The organism is Sphingobacterium zeae (assembly GCF_030818895.1).
Classification (GTDB): domain Bacteria; phylum Bacteroidota; class Bacteroidia; order Sphingobacteriales; family Sphingobacteriaceae; genus Sphingobacterium; species Sphingobacterium zeae.
Genome location: NZ_JAUTBA010000001.1, coordinates 746,292 through 765,617 on the forward strand (window position 1 = coordinate 746,292; position 19,326 = coordinate 765,617).

A 19,326-nucleotide genomic window follows, 5' to 3' on the forward strand; every position below is an offset into this window, starting at 1 on the left:
TTAGTAGTTTATGGGCTTAATTATATTTGCGGTTTTAACAACAATATCAGGATATGGGTTGTGGCAATTGTTTGTTAAAGCTGGCAGAAAAGGCTGGGAAGCGATCGTTCCATTTTACAGCCAGTATATTCAGGCAAAATTGATGGGGAAACCGTTATGGTGGGTAATATTATTGCTTGTTCCAATTGTCAATGTCTTTATTTTCTATAATCTTTATCTTGATTTTATCCATTGTTTTGGGAAGCGTCGTTTTTGGGAAAATGCGGCTGCAGTTTTAGTGCCTTTTATTGTGCTGCCCATGTGGGCAAAGGATAATAATGTGCGTTTTTTAAACGGCCTGTACGCTAAAAATCTGAAAGCTGCTAGTCAGGAAGGCATTGTAATGACTGAAGAGAAGCGTGCCGAAATAGCCCTTGAATCGTATAAAGAGTATAAAATTAAATATCCATACAAAAAGTCCATGGTACGTGAATGGGCTGACGCTATCGTATTTGCCACTGTTGCAGCATCGCTTATTCGCGGTTTTCTGATCGAAGCTTATATGATCCCAACAGGATCTATGGAACGTACCTTGTTGGTCGGCGATTTCCTATTCGTCAGCAAGTTGAATTATGGGCCACGTATTCCTAATACGCCGATTGCTTTTCCTTTTGCGCATCACACCATGCCCATCACAGGAGGGAAAGCATATTCTGAATTGATCGAACTCCCTTATAAACGTCTGCCTGGATTTCAAAAGATTGAGCGCAATGATGTGGTCGTCTTTAATTTTCCTGCTGGTGACACTGTCGCGCTCGAAAACCAAAATGCAAGTTACTATGATCTTGTTCGAGCGTACGGCTGGCAGACTGTGAATTCGCAGTTTACGATTCAGGCAAGGCCGATTGATAAGCGTGAGAACTATATTAAGCGTTGTGTGGGATTGCCAGGGGATAAGATTTCCATGAAGGATGCCAAGCTTTTTGTAAATGATCAACCGGGATTTGATCCTCCTGAAAGTCAATTGGACTATCTGGTATTAACGGATGGCACTCCATTAAATATGGAAAGGTTAAAGGAGTTGAGAATTGAAGCAATAGGTGGCGATCAGCAACCTGGAGTCTATCAGTTGTTCATGACTCAAGATGAGCTGGCCATTGTGAAATCCTGGTCGAATGTCAAAGAGATTCGAAGGAATCCAGTTGGAGAAGGTGCTTATCCGTACGATCCACAATACAAATGGAATTTTGATAACTTTGGACCGATTTTAATCCCGAAAAAAGGTTGGTCGGTTGCTTTAAATGAGCAGACTTTACCCATCTATGAAAGAGCTATCCGTGTGTATGAGAACAATAAGCTTGAAAAGCGCTCGGATGGAATCTATATCAATGATGTCAGAGCAGATCACTATACATTTAAAATGGATTACTTTTGGATGATGGGGGATAATCGCCATAATTCCTTGGATTCAAGAGGTTGGGGATTTGTTCCCGAGGACCATATTGTTGGAAAGGCTTTATTTACCTGGATGAGCTGGGACGATATTGGCACAGGACTCTCGAAAATTCGTTGGAATCGAATCTTTAAGGGCATTCATTAATCGGAGCAAATCAACATGCTAGCCTTATGGTCTGAATGCAATAAAAAGGGCTTTCGTTAAGAAAGCCCTTTTTATTGAAATAACTTGAGTTTACTGATTATAGGTTTCGGTCTTCGCCGAAAGTTGTACTACTTCAAACAGGCGAGGTAACGTTTGATCGTTTCCTCTAATCCTAAATACAGCGCATCAGAGATAAGTGCATGGCCTATGCTTACTTCCAGCAATTCCGGAATATGCTGATTGAAATATTGCAGATTGTTGAGGTCCAGGTCGTGGCCTGCATTGAGTCCTAATCCGACTTCACGCGCCTTTAAGGCTGCTTTGAAATAGGGCTTTATAGCAGTTTCTTTATCGAAACCATACTCCGTTGCAAATCCTTCTGTATAAAGTTCAATGCGATCTGTTCCTGTTTCTGCGGCAGCCTCTACCATTTCTTCGACAGGATCTACGAAAATAGAAACACGTATCCCGGCATCTTTGAACAATTTGCACATATCTTGTAGGTAGGCTTTGTTCTTAATGGTATCCCAGCCATGATTGGAGGTTAATTGACCTTCGGTATCAGGCACTAATGTAACCTGTGCTGGTTTATTGGCCAATACAAGGTCTATAAATTTCTGCTCCTGGCAATTTCCTTCAATATTCAGCTCAGTCTGAATTGCTGCTTTTAAGTCAAATACATCCTGATAGCGGATATGTCTTTCATCTGGTCTGGGGTGAACAGTGATTCCCTGAGCCCCAAAACGTTCACAGGCTAATGCTGCTGAGACTAGATTAGGATTATTCCCACCTCTAGAATTTCTGAGCGTTGCGATTTTATTGATATTTACTGAAAGTCTGGTCATTTTGCTGTATGTTGTGTTGTAAAAATACGAATAATATCTATTTTTTTTTAACTTGCATGTATGGATGGAATCGACTATAGCCTATTTAGCGGCTTTCGCCTCTTGGACGTTATTGATATTATATTGGTAGCGATTATTATCTACTATATTTATAGTTTGATTAGGGGTACCATTGCTGTTAATATTCTAATTGGTGTCGCATTGTTTTATGGCGTTTATATTGTCGTCAAGCAGATGCATATGCGTTTGCTGACAGAAATATTCGGCGGTTTTATATCGGTGGGTTCGATTGCGTTGATTGTCGTATTCCAGCAAGAAATCAGGCGGTTTTTATTGCATGTTGGGAAGAATATATCGATGAAGCGAAAAAAGGTTTTTTGGTCGTTTATCGGGAATAAGAAGGCTATACAAAAGGATTTGACGGATGATTTAAGACCTGTAATTGAAGCCTGCAGAAGTATGTCACGTACGCGCACCGGGGCATTGTTGGTTTTTTCAAAATATTTTGATGAGGAGTATTACCAGAGTAGTGGTGAATATATCGATGCTCATATTTCCAAGCGTTTAATTGAAAGTATTTTTCATAAAAATAGTCCCTTGCATGATGGTGCGGTCGTTATTGTCGATTTTAAGATTATGACAGCATCATGTGTATTGCCTTTGTCGGATAGTGAGGATCTGCCCTTGCAATTTGGATTAAGGCATCGCGCGGCAATTGGAGTAACGGAAGTCTCCGACGCTATTGCTGTTATTGTTTCAGAAGAGACTGGCGAGATCTCTTTTGCGAAAGATGGAAATGTCAATATGAACGTCTCGCCGGAAGAACTTGAGCAGCTACTGAAAGATGAGTTGTAAAAAGTGATCATTGAATGCAATGCCCCAAAAAGTTAGCTGCTTTTTGGGGCATTGTTGTGTATAGACCGCTATTTTTTTGCAGCATTGATCACTTGCGTATTCAACTTGATGTATTCAGAGTTCTTGTCAGCTGTGGCCACTTCGAGACCTTTCGTGGCAGTTTCCACCGCTCCTTTTTTGTCTCCGGCTTTCAATTGAGCTTTTGCTTTCCAATAAAGAACATGTGCCGCTTTGGGTTGGGCTTTAGCAGCTTCATCAAACCAGTTTAAAGCTTTATTCAGATCCAAATTATTAGTAAAGTAATATTGAGCGGCTGCAAAATATGGTTTTTTCTCCCCTTTCATAGCCTCGTCGATTGACGCTAATATTTTATCCTGCTGGTTTACTTTGAGGGCAATTTTTACAGCAGTTTTTTCCCAAGCCAAACTTAAAACCGCATCCGTTGGCGTAACGTTGTCAAAAGCGATGGTAAAAGTTTCCACCGGATTGGCTAATGTTTGTGGTTTAACATTGAAGCGTAAAGCGTCTTCAGATTCTTTATACGTATATGCGCCCCATTGTTTTGTGTTTTTACTGATGATAATGGTCCACTCTGATTTGTTTGGGATCGTAAAAAGCGAATAGGTTCCTGCTGAAAGCTTATTGCCATTTAATGTAACATCTCCTTCAAAGGTTAATGTGGTATTGGTATTTGCTCCTGTACGCCACACCTGATTATAAGGAACAAGATCACCAAAGATCTTACGTCCATTCATACTTGGTCTGCTATAGTTTAGTGTTACATTTTCAATACCTAATCCTTGTGTAATGGTTTGTGAGCTGCTGGCTGCAGGAAGTTTAATTTGAGCAAAAGATTCTCCAGCCGTAAACATCATGGTTGCGGCAATGGCAATTGCAAAAAGATTTTTTTTCATCTGTATCATTGTTTGTTTTGTTATATACGCGTTTTCAACAGTTTCACGCCTCTATCTATCTTCTAAAAATAGGAAGAATTTCACAGAAAAAGGGCATCTATTTTTAGATGCCCTTTGGCTCGTCCACTAGTGTGTTCTACTAAGTGTTTTCTTTTCCAATTTTATGCCCTTTAGTGGCAAAAAATAAGATATACAGGTAGGCCGGAACCATCGCAAAGAGAAACGCATGTTGGAAGTCAACATGCAATGTGTCCTTTAAATAGCCATATATCAAAGGCCAGATTGCTCCTCCGGCAATACCCATAATCATAATACCTGATCCTGTTTTCGTAAAGCGTCCTAGTCCTTTTATACCCAGCGGAAAAATTGCTGGCCACATCAATGCATTAGCGACACCTAATAGGGCCACAAAGATATAAGATGTCAGTCCTGTGGAAAATGCCGAAATCGCCGCGAATGTTATACCAACAATTGTACAGATACGTAAAGCGGTTTGCTGCGATACAAACTTTGGAATAGAGATAATACCAATGAAATAGCCAACTAGCATACATACTAGCGTAAACGTAGTACCATACTTAACAAAAAATGGCGGCAGCGATAATAATCTTCCGTACGTTCCGATGATGTCGCCTGCCATTACTTCGACTGCAACGCAGAAGAAAATAGCGAGAAATCCTAAAAATAAATGTGGAAACTGAAAGATACTTGTCTTTTTAGTACTGGTGACAGCAGCGTCATCTGTTGCTTCTTCTTCCTTATTGACATCAACTTCGGGCATTTTTACAGCAAATACGACAATCGCTAGAATCGCAACACCGATAGCTACTCCAATGTAGGGTCCATGAAGCCTTTCGGATAATTCTGCTAACAGTGCATCGTGTTCTGCACCTGCTTTGAGTTCTTTGATTCTACTGGAAATGCTGTCGTAATCTTTTAATAGGATGCTCCCCAAGACTACTGGAACAATCATGCCAGCTGTTTTATTGAAAATCCCTACGATGGAGATCCTTTGGGCGGCACTTTCTATGGGGCCGATTATACTTAAATAAGGGTTAATCGCTGTCTGTAACAGCGCCATACCTGAGGCTTGCACAAAGATAGCGACCAAGAAGAGTTGGTAGCTCAAATTTGATGCGGCAGGAATAATGATAAGGGCGCCTAAAATAATTAACACCAGACTGGCCACTAATCCATTTTTGAATCCTGTTTTCCCTAAAATCCATGAACTGGGTAATGCGAGAAAAAAATAGGCAATATACGACGCGAAAAGAATTAAAAATGCTTGTGTATCGGTCTCTAAATTAAATGCTAAGCGTACAAAAGGGATCAATGCGCCATTGGCCCAAGTGATATATCCAAGAATAAAAAATAATGCACAGCAAATGAGCATTGGGACTATTGCTGTTTTACCCGAATTAGGATTAGTGGTCATTTTTTTAATTATATTTAGTTAAGTTATCGTTCACGCAGTAGAAATCTGTCGAAAAGTAGCTTTAAGCAATCGATTGCATGCTATTTTGTTGATTTTTAAACTATCCAACGTACAAGACTACTTAAATTTATTGAATATAGGAAATAAATACAGGCATATTTTTGCTCGGTTTTGAGAATTAATTCCCAAAAAAGAGGATAAATTTTAATTTATCCTCCTTTGAATTTTAATCTGTCAGATTAAAATTTGATGGTTTTGAAATTCGAGTTGTCAAAAGCCCTATAAATTGTATTATTTCGGAACGATCGCTACTGTCAGTCTGGAAATACAATTTAATTTATTGAACCGGTCATACATCTTTATTTCCCAGATATGTGTGGAACGGCCAATATGTATGGCACTGCATTTCGCTGTGATTATTCCGCTACTTACGGGACGTATATGGTTTGCGTTCACTTCAAGTCCAACGCCGCGATATTTATCTGGGTCAACCACCAGGTTAGAGGCAATACTTCCTAGCGACTCTGCCAGGACTACCGAGGCTCCACCATGTAATATTCCATGCGGCTGCTTGACTTTATCTGTTACAGGCATAGTCGCTGTAATGGTGTTGTCATCTATTTCTGTCGCTTGAATTTCCAGGAGACCTGACAGGTATTTATTAAAAAATATATTTATTTCCTCAATGCTGTAATGCTGAAACCAAATTTTTGACATCGTCTGAGTTTAAATAACGTTCTTGAATAATAATGCGGTGATGATTGAGGTGTCCCGCAATGACATATAACAGTGCTTTTACAGTTGTAAGTCGCTCAGATGCCATTCCTTTACGCTCCAATTCAGCGTCATTGAAACTGTTGAAAAGCATCATATTGGCTTTGCGAAGAAAGGCAAATTCTTTACTCAAGCTTTCCAAGGTACGGTCATTATAGCGCGAATACTGAATGAGGTAGTCTTGGTCGTAACCAGCGAGCTCCTTCAGGTCGTTACGGGAGAAGCGCAACGCACGATAGGCCATGATTCGTTCATTATCGATGACGTGGCCAACGACTTCTTTGATGGTCCATTTATCCTCGGCGTATTTAAAATTGCCTCTTTCCTCAGGAATCGTGTCCAGAAATGCCGGAAAGGAGAGCGTTTGTTCTTCGAGTGTATCAAACACGTTATCAACGACAGTCTCAATATATGGCGCATAGACTGCTGGATATTCGTCAGATTTGAGTGGCTTCATATTTTAAATTGCTTTTTAAGATTATTCGAAATGTTGTTCCTTTACCTAATTCAGATTCTTTTACAAAAATTTGGCCTTGGTGATACCGCACCATTCTTTTTGTCAGACTAAGCCCAAGCCCCCAACCTCTCTTTCTTGTGGTGAAGCCTGGCTGGAAAACTGATTCAAAATTAGATCTCGGAATTCCTTTGCCCGTATCGCTAATGTCTATAAAAATTTCTTCTTTCGCAATATTTTCTGAAATATTAACAGTTATCTTTCCTTCTGTACCAATGGCATTTACTCCATTTTTCAATAAATTTTCTATAATCCAGTCGAAGAGCGGAATATTGAGCTTTGCTTCAAGATGTTTGTCTCCTTTTAATTCGAAAGTGATTTTATTGCTAGTCCTTATACGGAAATAATCCATGTAATTTTTAATGACCTCGTAGAGGTTGTGATTGGTCAGTACGGGGGTAGATCCTATTTTTGAAAAGCGGTCAGCGACGATCTCAAGCCGCTTTATGTCGTTTTCCATTTCAGTTAGCGTATCATCTTCTTCGGCATCAAATTTTATACGAATCAGTTCTAGCCAACCCATCAACGATGAAATGGGGGTACCCAATTGATGTGCCGCTTCTTTGGTGAGGCCTACCCAAACAAGATTTTGTTCAGATTTTCGGATAGAGTTGAAAACGGTATATGCAATGATAAGGAAGAGCGCAATGAGCGATAGTTGTACGTACGGAAACACCCTTAGCTGTTGCAAAAACCAAGAATCCTTGTAGTATACATGCCATTTTTGCCCATTTTCCAATTCCAAAGTAATGGGGGGATGGCTTTTTTTCATAAATGCCAGCTGTTTTTGAAAATAAGCGGGGTCATAATTTAGATGCTTTGTAACACTGTCGTTTTGTCCAGGCTTAATATTGGTCTTCGTAGAATCGAGGTTCCGCCAAAAAATGATATCTTCTTTATCGTCAGTAATAATTGCTGGTAAATTTAGGCTGTCTCTTACAGCGTAGATAAATGTAATGAACTCATCATCTACGTCGGGCATGGTCATGATATTTTTAGTACTCATGGCCCATACCTCGGCCTTTGAACGTTCGGCGTGAGCAAGATTTCGAACGAGGTAATTGGTGTACACCAAGGAGGCAACAGCAATGACTGCTGCAAAGATGAGCAAAATAAATTTCCAGCGTTGCTGGCTAATCTGATAGGGTTTCATGATTCCGTATTCGTGTCCTTCATCGCAAATTACTGAATAAATGTCTGTTTTCTGCACTTTTATTTAATTGAAGAAGTGGTCGTAGCGCCCAAATCAAAAATTTTGTGGTAATTTTGCTTCATGAGTTCAGAAAGAAAAGTCAGAGTGCGTTTTGCACCAAGCCCGACAGGTGGTCTTCACCTTGGTGGGGTACGTACAGCTTTGTTTAATTTTCTCTATGCGCGTCAGCATGAGGGAGATTTTATTTTACGTGTCGAGGATACGGATCAAACTCGTTTCGTCCCTGGTGCTGAGGAATATATCAACGAATGCTTAGCATGGTGTGGTCTGACGCCAGACGAAAGTCCGTTAATAGGGGGGAAATATGGGCCTTACCGTCAAAGTGAGCGAAAACCATCTTACCGGAAATATGCTGAGCAATTGATCGCAGATGGGTATGCTTATTATGCCTTTGATACTGCTGAAGAGCTAGATGAACAGCGTAAATTACAGCCTAACTTCCGATATAGCCACGAAAACAGACTTCAATTGCGCAATTCGTTGAGCCTATCTGAGACTGAAACTCAACACCTGTTGGATGCGGGGACTCCGCATACCATTCGTATAAAAATTCCTACTGATGACACGGTAACATTTACAGATATGATCCGTGGAAAGGTAGCTTTCGATACCAATCTTGTTGATGATAAGGTATTGCTTAAAGCTGACGGTATGCCAACTTATCACCTGGCCGTTGTTGTCGATGATAAAACCATGGATATTTCGCATGTATTCCGCGGCGAAGAGTGGTTGCCTTCGGCACCTATCCATATCTTGTTGTGGGAATACCTTGGCTGGGGCGATAGCATGCCGAGCTGGGCACACCTTCCTCTAATCCTCAAACCCGATGGAAATGGTAAATTAAGTAAACGCGATGGCGATCGTCTGGGATTCCCTGTTTACGCGATGAACTGGACCGATGCAAACTCTGGCGATACAACAAAAGGTTTTCGTGAGATGGGTTTCTTGCCAGAGGCTTTTGTCAACATGCTTGGCGTGTTAGGCTGGAATGATGGAACTGAACAGGAACTTTTTTCTTTAGATGAATTGATCCAGAAATTCGGCGTGGACCGTATCAGTAAAGCTGGGGCGAAATTTGATTTTGAAAAAGCAAAATGGTTTAACCATGAATGGATCAAACGATCTTCAACAGAGTCGCTGTTACCGCAGATTAAAACAGTTTTGGAACATCATCAAGTCGCGGCTGATGACACTTATGTGAGTAAAGTATTGGATGCGGTAAAAGAGCGTCTGACCTTTGTGGAAGATTTTTGGAGCCAAGCGTCGTTTTTCTTCCTGCAACCTGCAGAATACGATTTAAACGCAGTGAAGCCTAAATGGTCTGCTGAAAAAACTGCATTTTTTGAGGGGATTAACCAGTCTTTCGCAGGATTCCATACCTGGAAGGCTGCTGAGTTGGAGCCTTTCTTCAAGGATGCCATTCAGGCATCCGGAATGAAAATGGGCGAACTGATGATGCCATTCCGTATTATGTTAGTCGGTGGAAAATTTGGTCCAGATGTCTTTCAGATAGTTGAACTGCTGGGCAGAGATGAAGTCGTAAATCGTGTAAAAAAAGCACTTCAGGAATTTGATGCTTAAATGAAAGGAGTATAAAATACTAAAAGAGGCTATTTGCATTGATTTGCGAATAGCCTTTTTTAATATTGTCCACTAGAGGGGCATAAGTTTGCTATGCTTAGTTTATTGGAAACGTTGATTTTCTTTGGATTTATGGAGTTGCTAGACCTTGTTAGATAGGCTTCCCCTAATTTGCTTATACTAGGCGTTCCCCTAGTTTGATTTATAAGTAAGGTAACCTCAGCCGGATATAAAGGGTCTTAACTGGGCCAAATAAAAATATTATTCCGGTTACAACTAATCCCAGCATTCCGAGGAAAGTAAATATTTCCATATTGCTGATTAGCGATGCTTGCTGACTCAAACTTCCGGCAAGACTTTTACTAACAATTTGGTTTGCCACTTGATCGCCATATAATCCGCTATATTTCTCGATTAATGTGTTCCAATAATTTAGTGTCAACGGATTGCCTGTATTCAGTGTCTGTTCGAGTTGATTATAATGCTTTTTATTTAGTATATAGCTGATGTTTTGGATAAAGGCAAATCCAATATTGGTACTCCAAAATCGAACAGTTGTACCCATGAGGCCGGCATTGGCTACATGTTGGGATTCGACACCTGTTAAAATGTAAATCACGAGCGGTGTGAACAGCCAGCCTTGTCCGATGCCCTGAATGAACAATGGGAGACCGATGGTCCAGATTGTGGTATCAGGATAAAAGGTAGGGACAAAGAGAAAACAGGAAATTGCCAATATCAAAAAGCCAAAACCAAAGCTATATTTCGGAGATACATTGCATAGAAGTAAGACGGCAGAACTGCCAACACCCAGGATAGTACCTATGACATTGATGTATTGTACATCAATAATATAGTGCCAAGGCCATTTCCAGACGGTAGCCATTACGGTATAAACATTGTTGAGGCAGCTGCGAATAATATAGAAGAAAAAAAATAGGATAACTCCCAAAATCACATTTTTATATCTCAATACGTCAAAGTGAAATAGAGGTCTTTTGACCAAACTTTGTTTAATTATAAAGAGTGCTCCGAACACGAGGAAAAGGGCAAAGTTGATGGTGATATTAGGGTGTTCGAACCAATAGTATTTACGGCCATAAATTAGGACGTAAGCGCCGCAGCTCAATGAGAATAGCAGAAACAGACAGCTTGTGAGATCCAGTTGATAGAGCGGGAATTTTTTACTTAAGCGATTATTGTTGAGTAAGAGCAGGGCTATCGCAATGACGATCAAATGCCAATAGAGTACAACGTAGATCATATCTTGCCATCCATAATCCATAATACTTTCTTTGAGCAAAGATGTTGTCAAGGTCGAGCCGGTAAGCATAAATGTATATAGGAAGAAATAGGCAATGGTGCGGCTCTTTGTATGCTTAATCTGGCTCATAACCATTGGAAGGAAACAAGCGCCTTCAAGCACGCAGAAAATACCTTCGGCTACACGCAGAACGCCAATAAGGAATGGATCTTTTGTCAATGAAATGCCGATTAGGATGAGGATGGAAGCGCTGCAGGTCAACAGGATATAGGTTCTCACTCTGAAATAAGAAAAAAGCCGCTGAAAAATGAGTAAGGCAACCACAATGGCACCATACATCAAGGAAAGGAAATACTGAATATCTTCGGTTTCGATGTCAAGCGCCGACGCGGTAAATGCCGTATTCGAATGGAATAGCGACATTAACATGAGATGGGGAAACATCGCTAGTATCATTAGTGGAAGTTTGATCCATTCGGGAACCCAGCTATAGTATACAGATTTGTTGTTAAGCATGGTCAAATTAGGATTGATGGGCAGCATGAATGACAACGTTCATGCCGCCACGTAGTTTTTTAAGATCTTGCCGTGCATCAAAGACAATTTTAACAGGGATGCGCTGCTCTATTTTTACGAAGTTTCCTGTTGCGTTATCTTGGGGTATCACGGCAAATTTGGAACCTGATGCTGGAGAGAAAGAATGGATCTTTCCTTTAAAGAGTAGGTTGGGAAATGCATCTACCTGTATCGTCACGATAGTACCTTCTATAAGATCTTCGAGCTGTGTTTCCCTGAAATTTGCATCGATCCATTTCTCTTCGCTAACTACATTTGCCAGCGTCTGGCCTTCCTTCACAAATTGTCCGGGTTGTATAGTACGCTTGCCAACAAAGCCGTCATAGGGAGCGGTTACTACGGCATAGGAAAGGAAAAGCTGGGCATTTGTTCTTGCGGCCTTTTTGATGTTAATATTCGCTTTTGCAGGTAACTCGTTTGCTTTTTCTTTGCTGGTATTCAGTCGTGCGGAATGATACTCTTCTGTCATAGCATGTAGTTGTGCTAATGCCAAATCGTAAGCTGCTTTGGCATTGTCGTACTGCTGTCTGGTTGCCGCATCAGCCTCATATAGTTTCTTGAATCGACTATAATCCTGTTGCGTTTGCCATACACTTACTTTTGCCGCTTCTAATCTTGCCTTTTGAACCGAAATACTATTGGCAGTCGCATTGGCTGTTTTGCTGATGACCTCGGCATTTCTCTGGCTGCTCTGGAGTTCGGCTTTTGCGATATCTACCTTGGTCTGATATTCACTTGCATCTATAATTAATAGGGTGTCACCTTGATGCACATATTGATTTTCTTCAAATCGGACTTCTTTGATAAAACCAGGGATCCGACTAGCAATAGGGGTTACATATTGATCTATCTGGGCATCATTTGTCGTTACATATTGATGAGTAAAAATCAGATGCCTGACCAGGAAGCCAATGCCGGTCAATAATAATATACTCGCAAAGAGCACGAGCGCTTTATTAAATCCTTTTGTTTGGTCTTTTTTATCTTTTCTATTCATTATTCATTCTACTTGCGCATTTTCCAAATTCTTCAGCTTTAGCATTCTGATCCAGATTTGATTCTGAGTTACCTGCTAGATCACTATTTGTCAATGCATTTTACTTAAATGGGGCTTGAGTTCCGATCGATTTTCCTATTTGGGAATATGGCCCGCACAAAGATACAGTAGGACTTAAATGATTTGTTTTGTATAGTCGGACGGATATTTGTTTATTTGTGCCATATTGTCGGAATAACGTAATTTTGGGATATGGAAGCGGATAAACTTACAGCGATTGATGCTGAGCACTATGATTTTTATGTCGACCACCTCTACGTCAATCGTATTGATTCTCGCGAGTATAAACATAAGAAAGCGCGCCTGCTTTACGCTGAAGGCGGGATTATTCATGTATTTACAGCAACAAAGCACTGGTATTTGCCTGCAAGATTTTATATGTGGATTCCGGCAAATACCACTTATCATCTGGAAAGTACAAGCTCTCGTATTCCACTCTATAGTTTTTACTTCAAAGAAAGGTCGGATATGCCGTCTGTGCTTTCGGTGCCGAATATATTTCTAAGCAATGATTTGATGCGTGAAATGTTTTTATTTGCTCGAGATTGGGCTGGCGGGGTGAGCAAGATGACTAATTATTCTAAATACTGTCTCTTGCGTGCGATGATGGCAATTATTCCAGATACGAGTTCACCAATAGATGCTTTTCCGATGCAGCATCCCTATCCTAAAAGTGAAAAGCTCAAAAGTGTGGCTCGGTATCTCAACAGTAATATCGATCAGTCCTTTACCATTGAACAGATAGCTGCGCGTTTTGGAATGAGTGGCCGCTCCTTATCAAGGCTTTTTAAAGAAGATATGGGCATCAGTTATATTCGGTTTTTAAGGGCTATACGAATTGCGAAAGCCCTGGAGCTCATGTCTGAAAATGATTACTCCATTCTCGAAATCGCCATGCGGGTGGGTTACAACGAGCTCTCTTCTTTCAGCAACATTTTTACACGGGTGACGGGTATTCGTCCATCGATTTATATGGCGAAGATCAATGGATACAAATAGCAGTCGCGATCGTTTTAGGCTAAAAGCTCCTGCAGATCTTCCTGAGAAAGTGACTTGATAAAGCTTTCTTCGGTTGTGATCAGGCTTTGTGCGATCGATTTCTTTCTATTCTGTAAGGCTAATATCTTTTCTTCAACGGTATCTTTGCTGATAAATTTATAGATAAAGACATTGCGCGTTTGACCGATGCGGTGCGAGCGGTCTACGGCCTGTTGTTCCACAGCCGGATTCCACCAAGGGTCTAGGATAAAAACATAGTCTGCTTCAATAAGATTGAGCCCCACACCACCAGCCTTTATCGAAATGAGGAACAGCTTGGTATCGTTGTTTTTACGAAACTGACTGACCGCTTCATCCCGATTTTTTGTGCCGCCATCTAGGTAGGCGTAGTTTATTCCTTTATGATCAAAATACTGGCGGAAGATATTGAGTTGCTTTACAAACTGGGAGAAAATCAGTACTTTGTTACCTCTCTGCATGACCATTTCCAGGGTTTCAATCACCGATTCGAACTTACCGGAATCGCCCGCAAATTTCTCATCCACCATTCTGGGGTGATTGGCTAACTGCCGCAACTTTGTCAGACCTTGTAAAAGTGCAATTTGGCTAGATTTTGGTTTGTTTTCCAATTGCCCGTCGAGGATTGCATTGCGATATTCAGATTTGACCTTCTCGTAGAGTTCGGCCTGTTTTTCTGTCATCTCACAGTAGAGTACCTGTTCTGTCTTTGGCGGTAATTCTTTTGCCACCTGATCTTTTGTACGTCTTAGTATAAACGGTTTAACAATCGCCTGAAGTCGTTGAGCTTTTTCTTCGTCTTTTTTCTTTTCTATGGGCTGCACAAACTCCTTCTGGAAATAGGTATAACTTCCCAACAGTCCGGGATTGGTGAAGTGCATCTGAGCCCAAAGATCCGAAACCGAATTTTCAACGGGTGTTCCACTTAAGGCCAGTTTATTTTTACTCTTTAGGCTTTTTATGGCTTTGAAAGATTTGGATGTCGGGTTTTTAATGTTTTGGCTTTCATCCAATATAATATAATTAAAATAATAGCTACTTAAAATCTCTTCGTCTATGCGCGCTATTCCGTAAGTGGTGATTATTAAATCATATTTTGAAAATAATGCGGAATCTTTGATGCGATTGTTGCCAGTATGAAGGTGAATGTTCAGCTGTGGCGCGAATTGATGTGCTTCTTTTTGCCAGTTATATACTAATGAAGTCGGTAAGACCAAAAGCGAAGTACGTACATCCTGTTCATTCTGAAGCAGTTCTTTTTGTTGCTGCAATAAGGCTAATGTTTGTATGGTTTTACCTAAACCCATATCATCCGCAAGACAGCCTCCAAACTTATACTGCTTTAGAAAATTAAACCAATTGTATCCTGCCTTTTGGTATGGGCGAAGATTTCCTTTGAAATGTTTTGGTTCGGGAATATCTGCAATTTCTTCGAAGTTGGCCAGATTTTGAAGTTTTCGGGTAAATATCAGTTGCGTATGTTCGCTAATTTCAAAGAGTAGGCCTATGTGTACCTTATTTAATTTAAGTTCATGGCGATCTGCAGAAAATTGAAATAGATGATTGTACTGTGCAAACCATTCTTCTGGAATCATGGCAATTTCTCCATTCGGTAAAGTAAATTCCTTAATGTTATTGAGGATATGGTTGCGCAGTTGAATAAATGGGATTTCGTAAGGACCAAATTTTGCGATAGCACTGATATCAAACCAATCATTGTCTTCTTCAATGGAGATATCCAGCGAGGTCTGACCTATGAAGAAGCGCTTTTCTTCATTGTCTTGCACAATTTGAAAACCAAGTTTCTCCAGTTGTTCTTGGTGATTATTTATCCAGTCAAATATGGAAAGCCGTTTTCCGGCAGTTATGGTTGGTGTCAACAGACCGAGTTGGAGGTCAAAATCCTGTAGTCCCAGTTTTTTTAAATTTTCATGTTGCTGTTCTTCCCATTGTAAAGATCGCTTGACACGGTGGAAGATGTAATGATCATTTTCCTCCTGATAGACCATGCGAACAGTAACTTTATTTTCGGCGCCAGCTGTAAAGGTATGTTTACCATACTTAAATTGCAGTTGAAGTTGAGAAACTCCATCTTTGATGTAAATCAAATGAAGGATAGGAATTGCTTGATGCTGATGGGTTTCAATGTCGAATCCTTCGGCATAAACATGATAGCGTTCTATCAAGCCACAGACAAATGTTTCAAAATATTTTTTTTCAGTGCTTCTACCGACAGAAATATAGCGTTTGTTCAAGAAGGGGCTAAGCTTTTTGCCTTCAAGGGTCTGATCGAAATAATAAAGGGTATTATTTAGAAGTAGCCACGCTTGTACGTTAGTCAGCACGATAGCGTTTTTGAACATAAACTCCAAACGCTGATTTTCGTATTTTATGGTGGGGAAATAGCGTGTTTCTTCTTCGTTTCGACGGAAATGAAAAAGTATTGAGGCAGCGGATGTGGCCAGTTTAATTTCTTGATCTGCAGGATACCCATCTTTGCTCATCATAAAGAATGGTTTGTCGCCAACAGCTTCAAAAAATTGAATCATTTTTTCATCTATTTTAGGACGAAGGAGTTCATAAAGCTTTTTATCAAAAACTTTGGAAAAGAAATCTACAGGTCTGATCGCTTTCTTGTAGTATTTTTTGATGAGGTGTGTTTGTTCAATTTCATCAAGCAGTCGAATGAGTTTGTAATCTACTTCATCCAATTCGGCGGCGTAGGCACCGACAGTATTACTAAATATGCGTTGATATCGGAGTGAGTAAGTCCCATTGGGATTGAGTTGGACCATGTGTGGCTCAATGAGATAGCCGAGATAAGGGTGCTCACATATGGAATAAACGATTTTATATACTGGAAATGACTTTGACTGTTGCATTAAAAATAGCGGACCTTGTAAATAAAGGTATCTAATATACAATAAAATATACCATTACTCGCAATTTGCCCGATGAAATTTTAAAAATTGACGTGCTTGAATTGAATATTCTGGAAGCGATTAGTGTTGATTGCCTGTAGAAACCTGATAGTTACCCTCGAAGACAAACTGTGCAGGCCCTTTTAAGAATACCTTTGTAAAATGCTGACCATTTTTATGGAAGGAGATATAAAGCTGCCCTCCTAATACACGGATAGGAATATGAATATCGCCTGTGAGATTTTGCTGTATGGCGACGGCCATGGCTGCCGCAGTAGCACCGGTGCCGCAGGCGTAGGTTTCATCTTCGACACCGCGTTCAAAAGTACGGAGGAAATAACCATCTCCTTCAGCTTCAATGAAATTTACATTGATGCCTTCTTTTCCATATGTCGCGTTATTACGAATGGCGTAGCCATCTTGATAGACATTCTTATGCGAAAGATTTTCTACAAATTCAACATAATGTGGAGAACCTGTTTGTAACACGTAGGCTTTTCCATCGCGGGCAAAATCTTGCACGTCGATCATTTGGAGATTGACAAGATCTGCAGCTAAAGATGCATGGTGTACACCGTCTACTGCCAAAAAGGCAGTTTTGTCAGTGGTAATGCCAAGGTCGCGAGCAAAGGCGACAATGCAACGGCCTCCATTACCACACATGCTTCCTTCTCTACCATCTGCATTAAAATAAATCATCTCAAAATCGTAATTCTCGTTCTGCTGTAAGAGCATTAGCCCGTCAGCACCAATACCAAACCGGCGGTCACATAGCTTCGCTACCAATGCTTCGTCTGCTCTGTCAAATGCATTTTGGCGATTATCTACTAAAATGAAATCATTGCCTGCTCCTTGGTATTTAGAGAATCTTATTGTTGTCGCCATTCTGTTGATTTTTAGTAACAAAAGTACGTTTTTTTGTTACAAAAAAACGTAATAAAGTTAAGATTTGTTAAAATGGTCGCATTTGTCTAGTAATTAACATTTTTTAACGTGTCTGATTTTCCGAAGGTTTCGAAATGGTATTACATTTGGACATATCCGAATAAAATCGGTAATTTTAAGAGCAAAAATTATCAGCTTATATTAAGACATTTTAAAATAGAAATAAGTTTATGAATAAGGTCGGTTTAACGCTATTAACAGCTGTTTTCGGTGGAGCGGTAGCATTAGGAGGTTACAAGCTTATTGAGAATAAGAAGTTTGATGGTATGTCTTTCGAAGACAAACAAAAGGTTTATTTTGCAAATAATCCAACAGGAGTAATGTCCTCTACAGGTAACCCTGATTTTACCCAGGCTGCTGCTGCGGTGTCACCGGGTGTTGTACATATTAAAACCACATATAGTCGTAAGGGTTCGCAACAATCTCAGGGTTCTCCGTTTGACATGTTTGAAGAGTTTTTTGGCATGCCACAGGGGGGCGGGCGACGTCAAATGCAGTCACAACCGGTACAAGCATCGGGATCGGGTGTAATTATCTCAGACGATGGTTATATTGTAACGAACAACCATGTGGTGGAAGATGCAGACAAGATTGAAGTCGTATTGACAGATAAGCGAACATTTGAAGCCAAATTGATCGGACGTGATCCAAATACTGACCTAGCTTTATTGAAAGTATCGGGCAAGGGGCTTCCTGTTGTTAAATTAGGTAATTCAGATAATGTCAATGTTGGCGAATGGGTATTGGCTTTTGGCTATCCTCTTGGACTTCAGTCTACAGTGACTGCAGGTATCATTAGTGCGAAAGGTCGTCAGATTGGCATTTTAAGTGAAGGTCAACAACAACGTGGTAACCCATTTGGTGGGGGGCAAGACCAAATTCCTGTCAGCTCAGCAATTGAATCTTTTATTCAGACAGATGCGGTAATTAATAGGGGTAATAGTGGCGGCGCTTTAACAAATGCTTCGGGTGAATTGATCGGTATTAATTCCGCTATTGCTTCTCCAACAGGTACCTATGCGGGTTATGGTTTTGCGATTCCTGTTAATTTGGTAAAGAAAATTGTTGATGACTTTGTTGAATACGGTAATGTAAAACGTGGTTACATCGGGGTAACTTATACTGAAATAACACCTGAATTGGCGAAAGAGAAGGGTTTTGCAGATGTTGATGGTCTTTATGTTCAGGATGTCGTAGCTGGTGGTGCTGCTGAGGCCGCAGGTATCAAGAAAGGTGATATATTGTCCAAAATTAATGGAAAAGTAATTACAGGTTCGCCTGTTTTAAGTGAAACTATAGGTCGTGCGCGTCCTGGAGATAAAGTAAATGTTACTTACAAACGAGATGGTAAGGAAAAACAGGTTACGATGACATTGAAAGGTGAAGATTCGTTGAAGTCTGCGAATGCTGGCGGAAAAGCTTCGAAAAGCGCAACCGAAATTTATAACAAATTAGGAGCAAGCTTTATTCCTGCGTCGGCACAGAAGAAAAAGGAATTGGGTGTAAACTCCGGAGTTGTTGTCACTCAGGTGAATCGTGGTGGTATCTTTGATTACTTCGGTGTAGAGCGCGGGTTAGTTATTACTGAGGTCAACGGAAAGGCTGTTAATTCAGTGGATGATGTTGAAGCCGCTTTAGGAGCAACACAACGTAATATTGTACGTTTGAAAGGTGTGTCGCCTCAAGGTGGTGCTGTTCAATTGAGCTTCCCAGTAGAATATTAAGCATAGAATTAAGAATTGGTTGATTAATATAGTTTAGGTGGCTCTAGCCGTTAGGTTAGGCCACCTTTTTTTTGCTCGAAAAAACTGCTTACGCTACGTTGATTTCTTTTAT

The 19,326-nt window shown here is 40.4% G+C and carries 15 protein-coding genes; 5 read left to right on the forward strand and 10 right to left on the reverse strand.

From position 1 onward, the window contains the following. The first annotated feature begins 10 nt into the window (after nucleotides 1–10). Complete coding sequence (lepB, locus tag QE382_RS03205; protein ID WP_307184655.1) at nucleotides 11–1,579, forward strand: signal peptidase I; 1,569 nt, start codon at nucleotides 11–13, stop codon at nucleotides 1,577–1,579. A gap of 128 nt (nucleotides 1,580–1,707) precedes the next feature. Here lepB and QE382_RS03210 read toward each other — a convergent pair whose 3' ends face one another. Next, nucleotides 1,708–2,424, reverse strand: coding sequence for a pyridoxine 5'-phosphate synthase (locus QE382_RS03210; protein WP_209578521.1), 717 nt, complete (start codon nucleotides 2,422–2,424; stop codon nucleotides 1,708–1,710). A gap of 60 nt (nucleotides 2,425–2,484) precedes the next feature. On the opposite strand from QE382_RS03210, the gene cdaA reads away from it, so the two are divergent. Next, a complete protein-coding gene (cdaA, locus tag QE382_RS03215) occupies nucleotides 2,485–3,279 on the forward strand; it encodes a diadenylate cyclase CdaA (RefSeq protein WP_209578522.1) in 795 nt (264 codons plus the stop codon). Nucleotides 3,280–3,347: 68 nt separating this feature from the next. Here cdaA and QE382_RS03220 read toward each other — a convergent pair whose 3' ends face one another. The 5 genes from QE382_RS03220 to QE382_RS03240 form a co-directional block, all read right to left on the reverse strand. After that, nucleotides 3,348–4,193 (reverse strand): DUF2911 domain-containing protein, encoded by an 846-nt coding sequence (locus QE382_RS03220; RefSeq protein WP_307184656.1) that lies wholly within the window; start codon nucleotides 4,191–4,193, stop codon nucleotides 3,348–3,350. A gap of 139 nt (nucleotides 4,194–4,332) precedes the next feature. Further along, on the reverse strand, nucleotides 4,333–5,628 hold the full coding sequence (locus QE382_RS03225) for a sugar MFS transporter (protein ID WP_307184657.1): 1,296 nt from the start codon (nucleotides 5,626–5,628) through the stop codon (nucleotides 4,333–4,335). A 291-nt stretch (nucleotides 5,629–5,919) separates the two neighbouring features. Next, on the reverse strand, nucleotides 5,920–6,345 hold the full coding sequence (locus QE382_RS03230) for a hotdog fold thioesterase (protein ID WP_307184658.1): 426 nt from the start codon (nucleotides 6,343–6,345) through the stop codon (nucleotides 5,920–5,922). Continuing rightward, complete coding sequence (locus QE382_RS03235) at nucleotides 6,311–6,859, reverse strand: DinB family protein (protein WP_307184659.1); 549 nt, start codon at nucleotides 6,857–6,859, stop codon at nucleotides 6,311–6,313. The genes QE382_RS03230 and QE382_RS03235 overlap by 35 nt, the downstream gene beginning before the upstream one ends. Continuing rightward, nucleotides 6,840–8,069, reverse strand: a complete 1,230-nt coding sequence (locus QE382_RS03240; protein WP_307188009.1) for a sensor histidine kinase — start codon at nucleotides 8,067–8,069, stop codon at nucleotides 6,840–6,842. The genes QE382_RS03235 and QE382_RS03240 overlap by 20 nt, the downstream gene beginning before the upstream one ends. A gap of 120 nt (nucleotides 8,070–8,189) precedes the next feature. Between QE382_RS03240 and gltX the strand changes: the two genes are divergently transcribed. Next, entirely contained in the window at nucleotides 8,190–9,710 is a 1,521-nt protein-coding gene (gene gltX / locus QE382_RS03245) for a glutamate--tRNA ligase (protein ID WP_307184660.1), read from the forward strand. 202 nt (nucleotides 9,711–9,912) lie between these two features. Here gltX and QE382_RS03250 read toward each other — a convergent pair whose 3' ends face one another. Together QE382_RS03250 and QE382_RS03255 are read right to left on the reverse strand one after the other, a co-directional pair. Then, a complete protein-coding gene (locus QE382_RS03250; RefSeq protein WP_307184661.1) occupies nucleotides 9,913–11,490 on the reverse strand; it encodes an MFS transporter in 1,578 nt (525 codons plus the stop codon). Between the two features lie 7 nt (nucleotides 11,491–11,497). Next, entirely contained in the window at nucleotides 11,498–12,547 is a 1,050-nt protein-coding gene (locus QE382_RS03255; protein WP_307184662.1) for an HlyD family secretion protein, read from the reverse strand. Between the two features lie 252 nt (nucleotides 12,548–12,799). On the opposite strand from QE382_RS03255, the gene QE382_RS03260 reads away from it, so the two are divergent. Further along, entirely contained in the window at nucleotides 12,800–13,606 is an 807-nt protein-coding gene (locus QE382_RS03260) for an AraC family transcriptional regulator (RefSeq protein WP_307184663.1), read from the forward strand. Nucleotides 13,607–13,620: 14 nt separating this feature from the next. On the opposite strand, the gene QE382_RS03265 is transcribed toward QE382_RS03260, so the two are convergent. After that, a complete protein-coding gene (locus QE382_RS03265; RefSeq protein WP_307184664.1) occupies nucleotides 13,621–16,506 on the reverse strand; it encodes a DEAD/DEAH box helicase in 2,886 nt (961 codons plus the stop codon). 120 nt (nucleotides 16,507–16,626) lie between these two features. Then, the gene (gene dapF / locus QE382_RS03270; protein ID WP_307184665.1) at nucleotides 16,627–17,430 is read right to left on the reverse strand and encodes a diaminopimelate epimerase; all 804 of its coding nucleotides are present in this window, start codon (nucleotides 17,428–17,430) and stop codon (nucleotides 16,627–16,629) included. Nucleotides 17,431–17,660: 230 nt separating this feature from the next. On the opposite strand from dapF, the gene QE382_RS03275 reads away from it, so the two are divergent. Next, entirely contained in the window at nucleotides 17,661–19,214 is a 1,554-nt protein-coding gene (locus QE382_RS03275; protein ID WP_307184666.1) for a Do family serine endopeptidase, read from the forward strand. The last annotated feature ends 112 nt before the right edge of the window (nucleotides 19,215–19,326 follow it).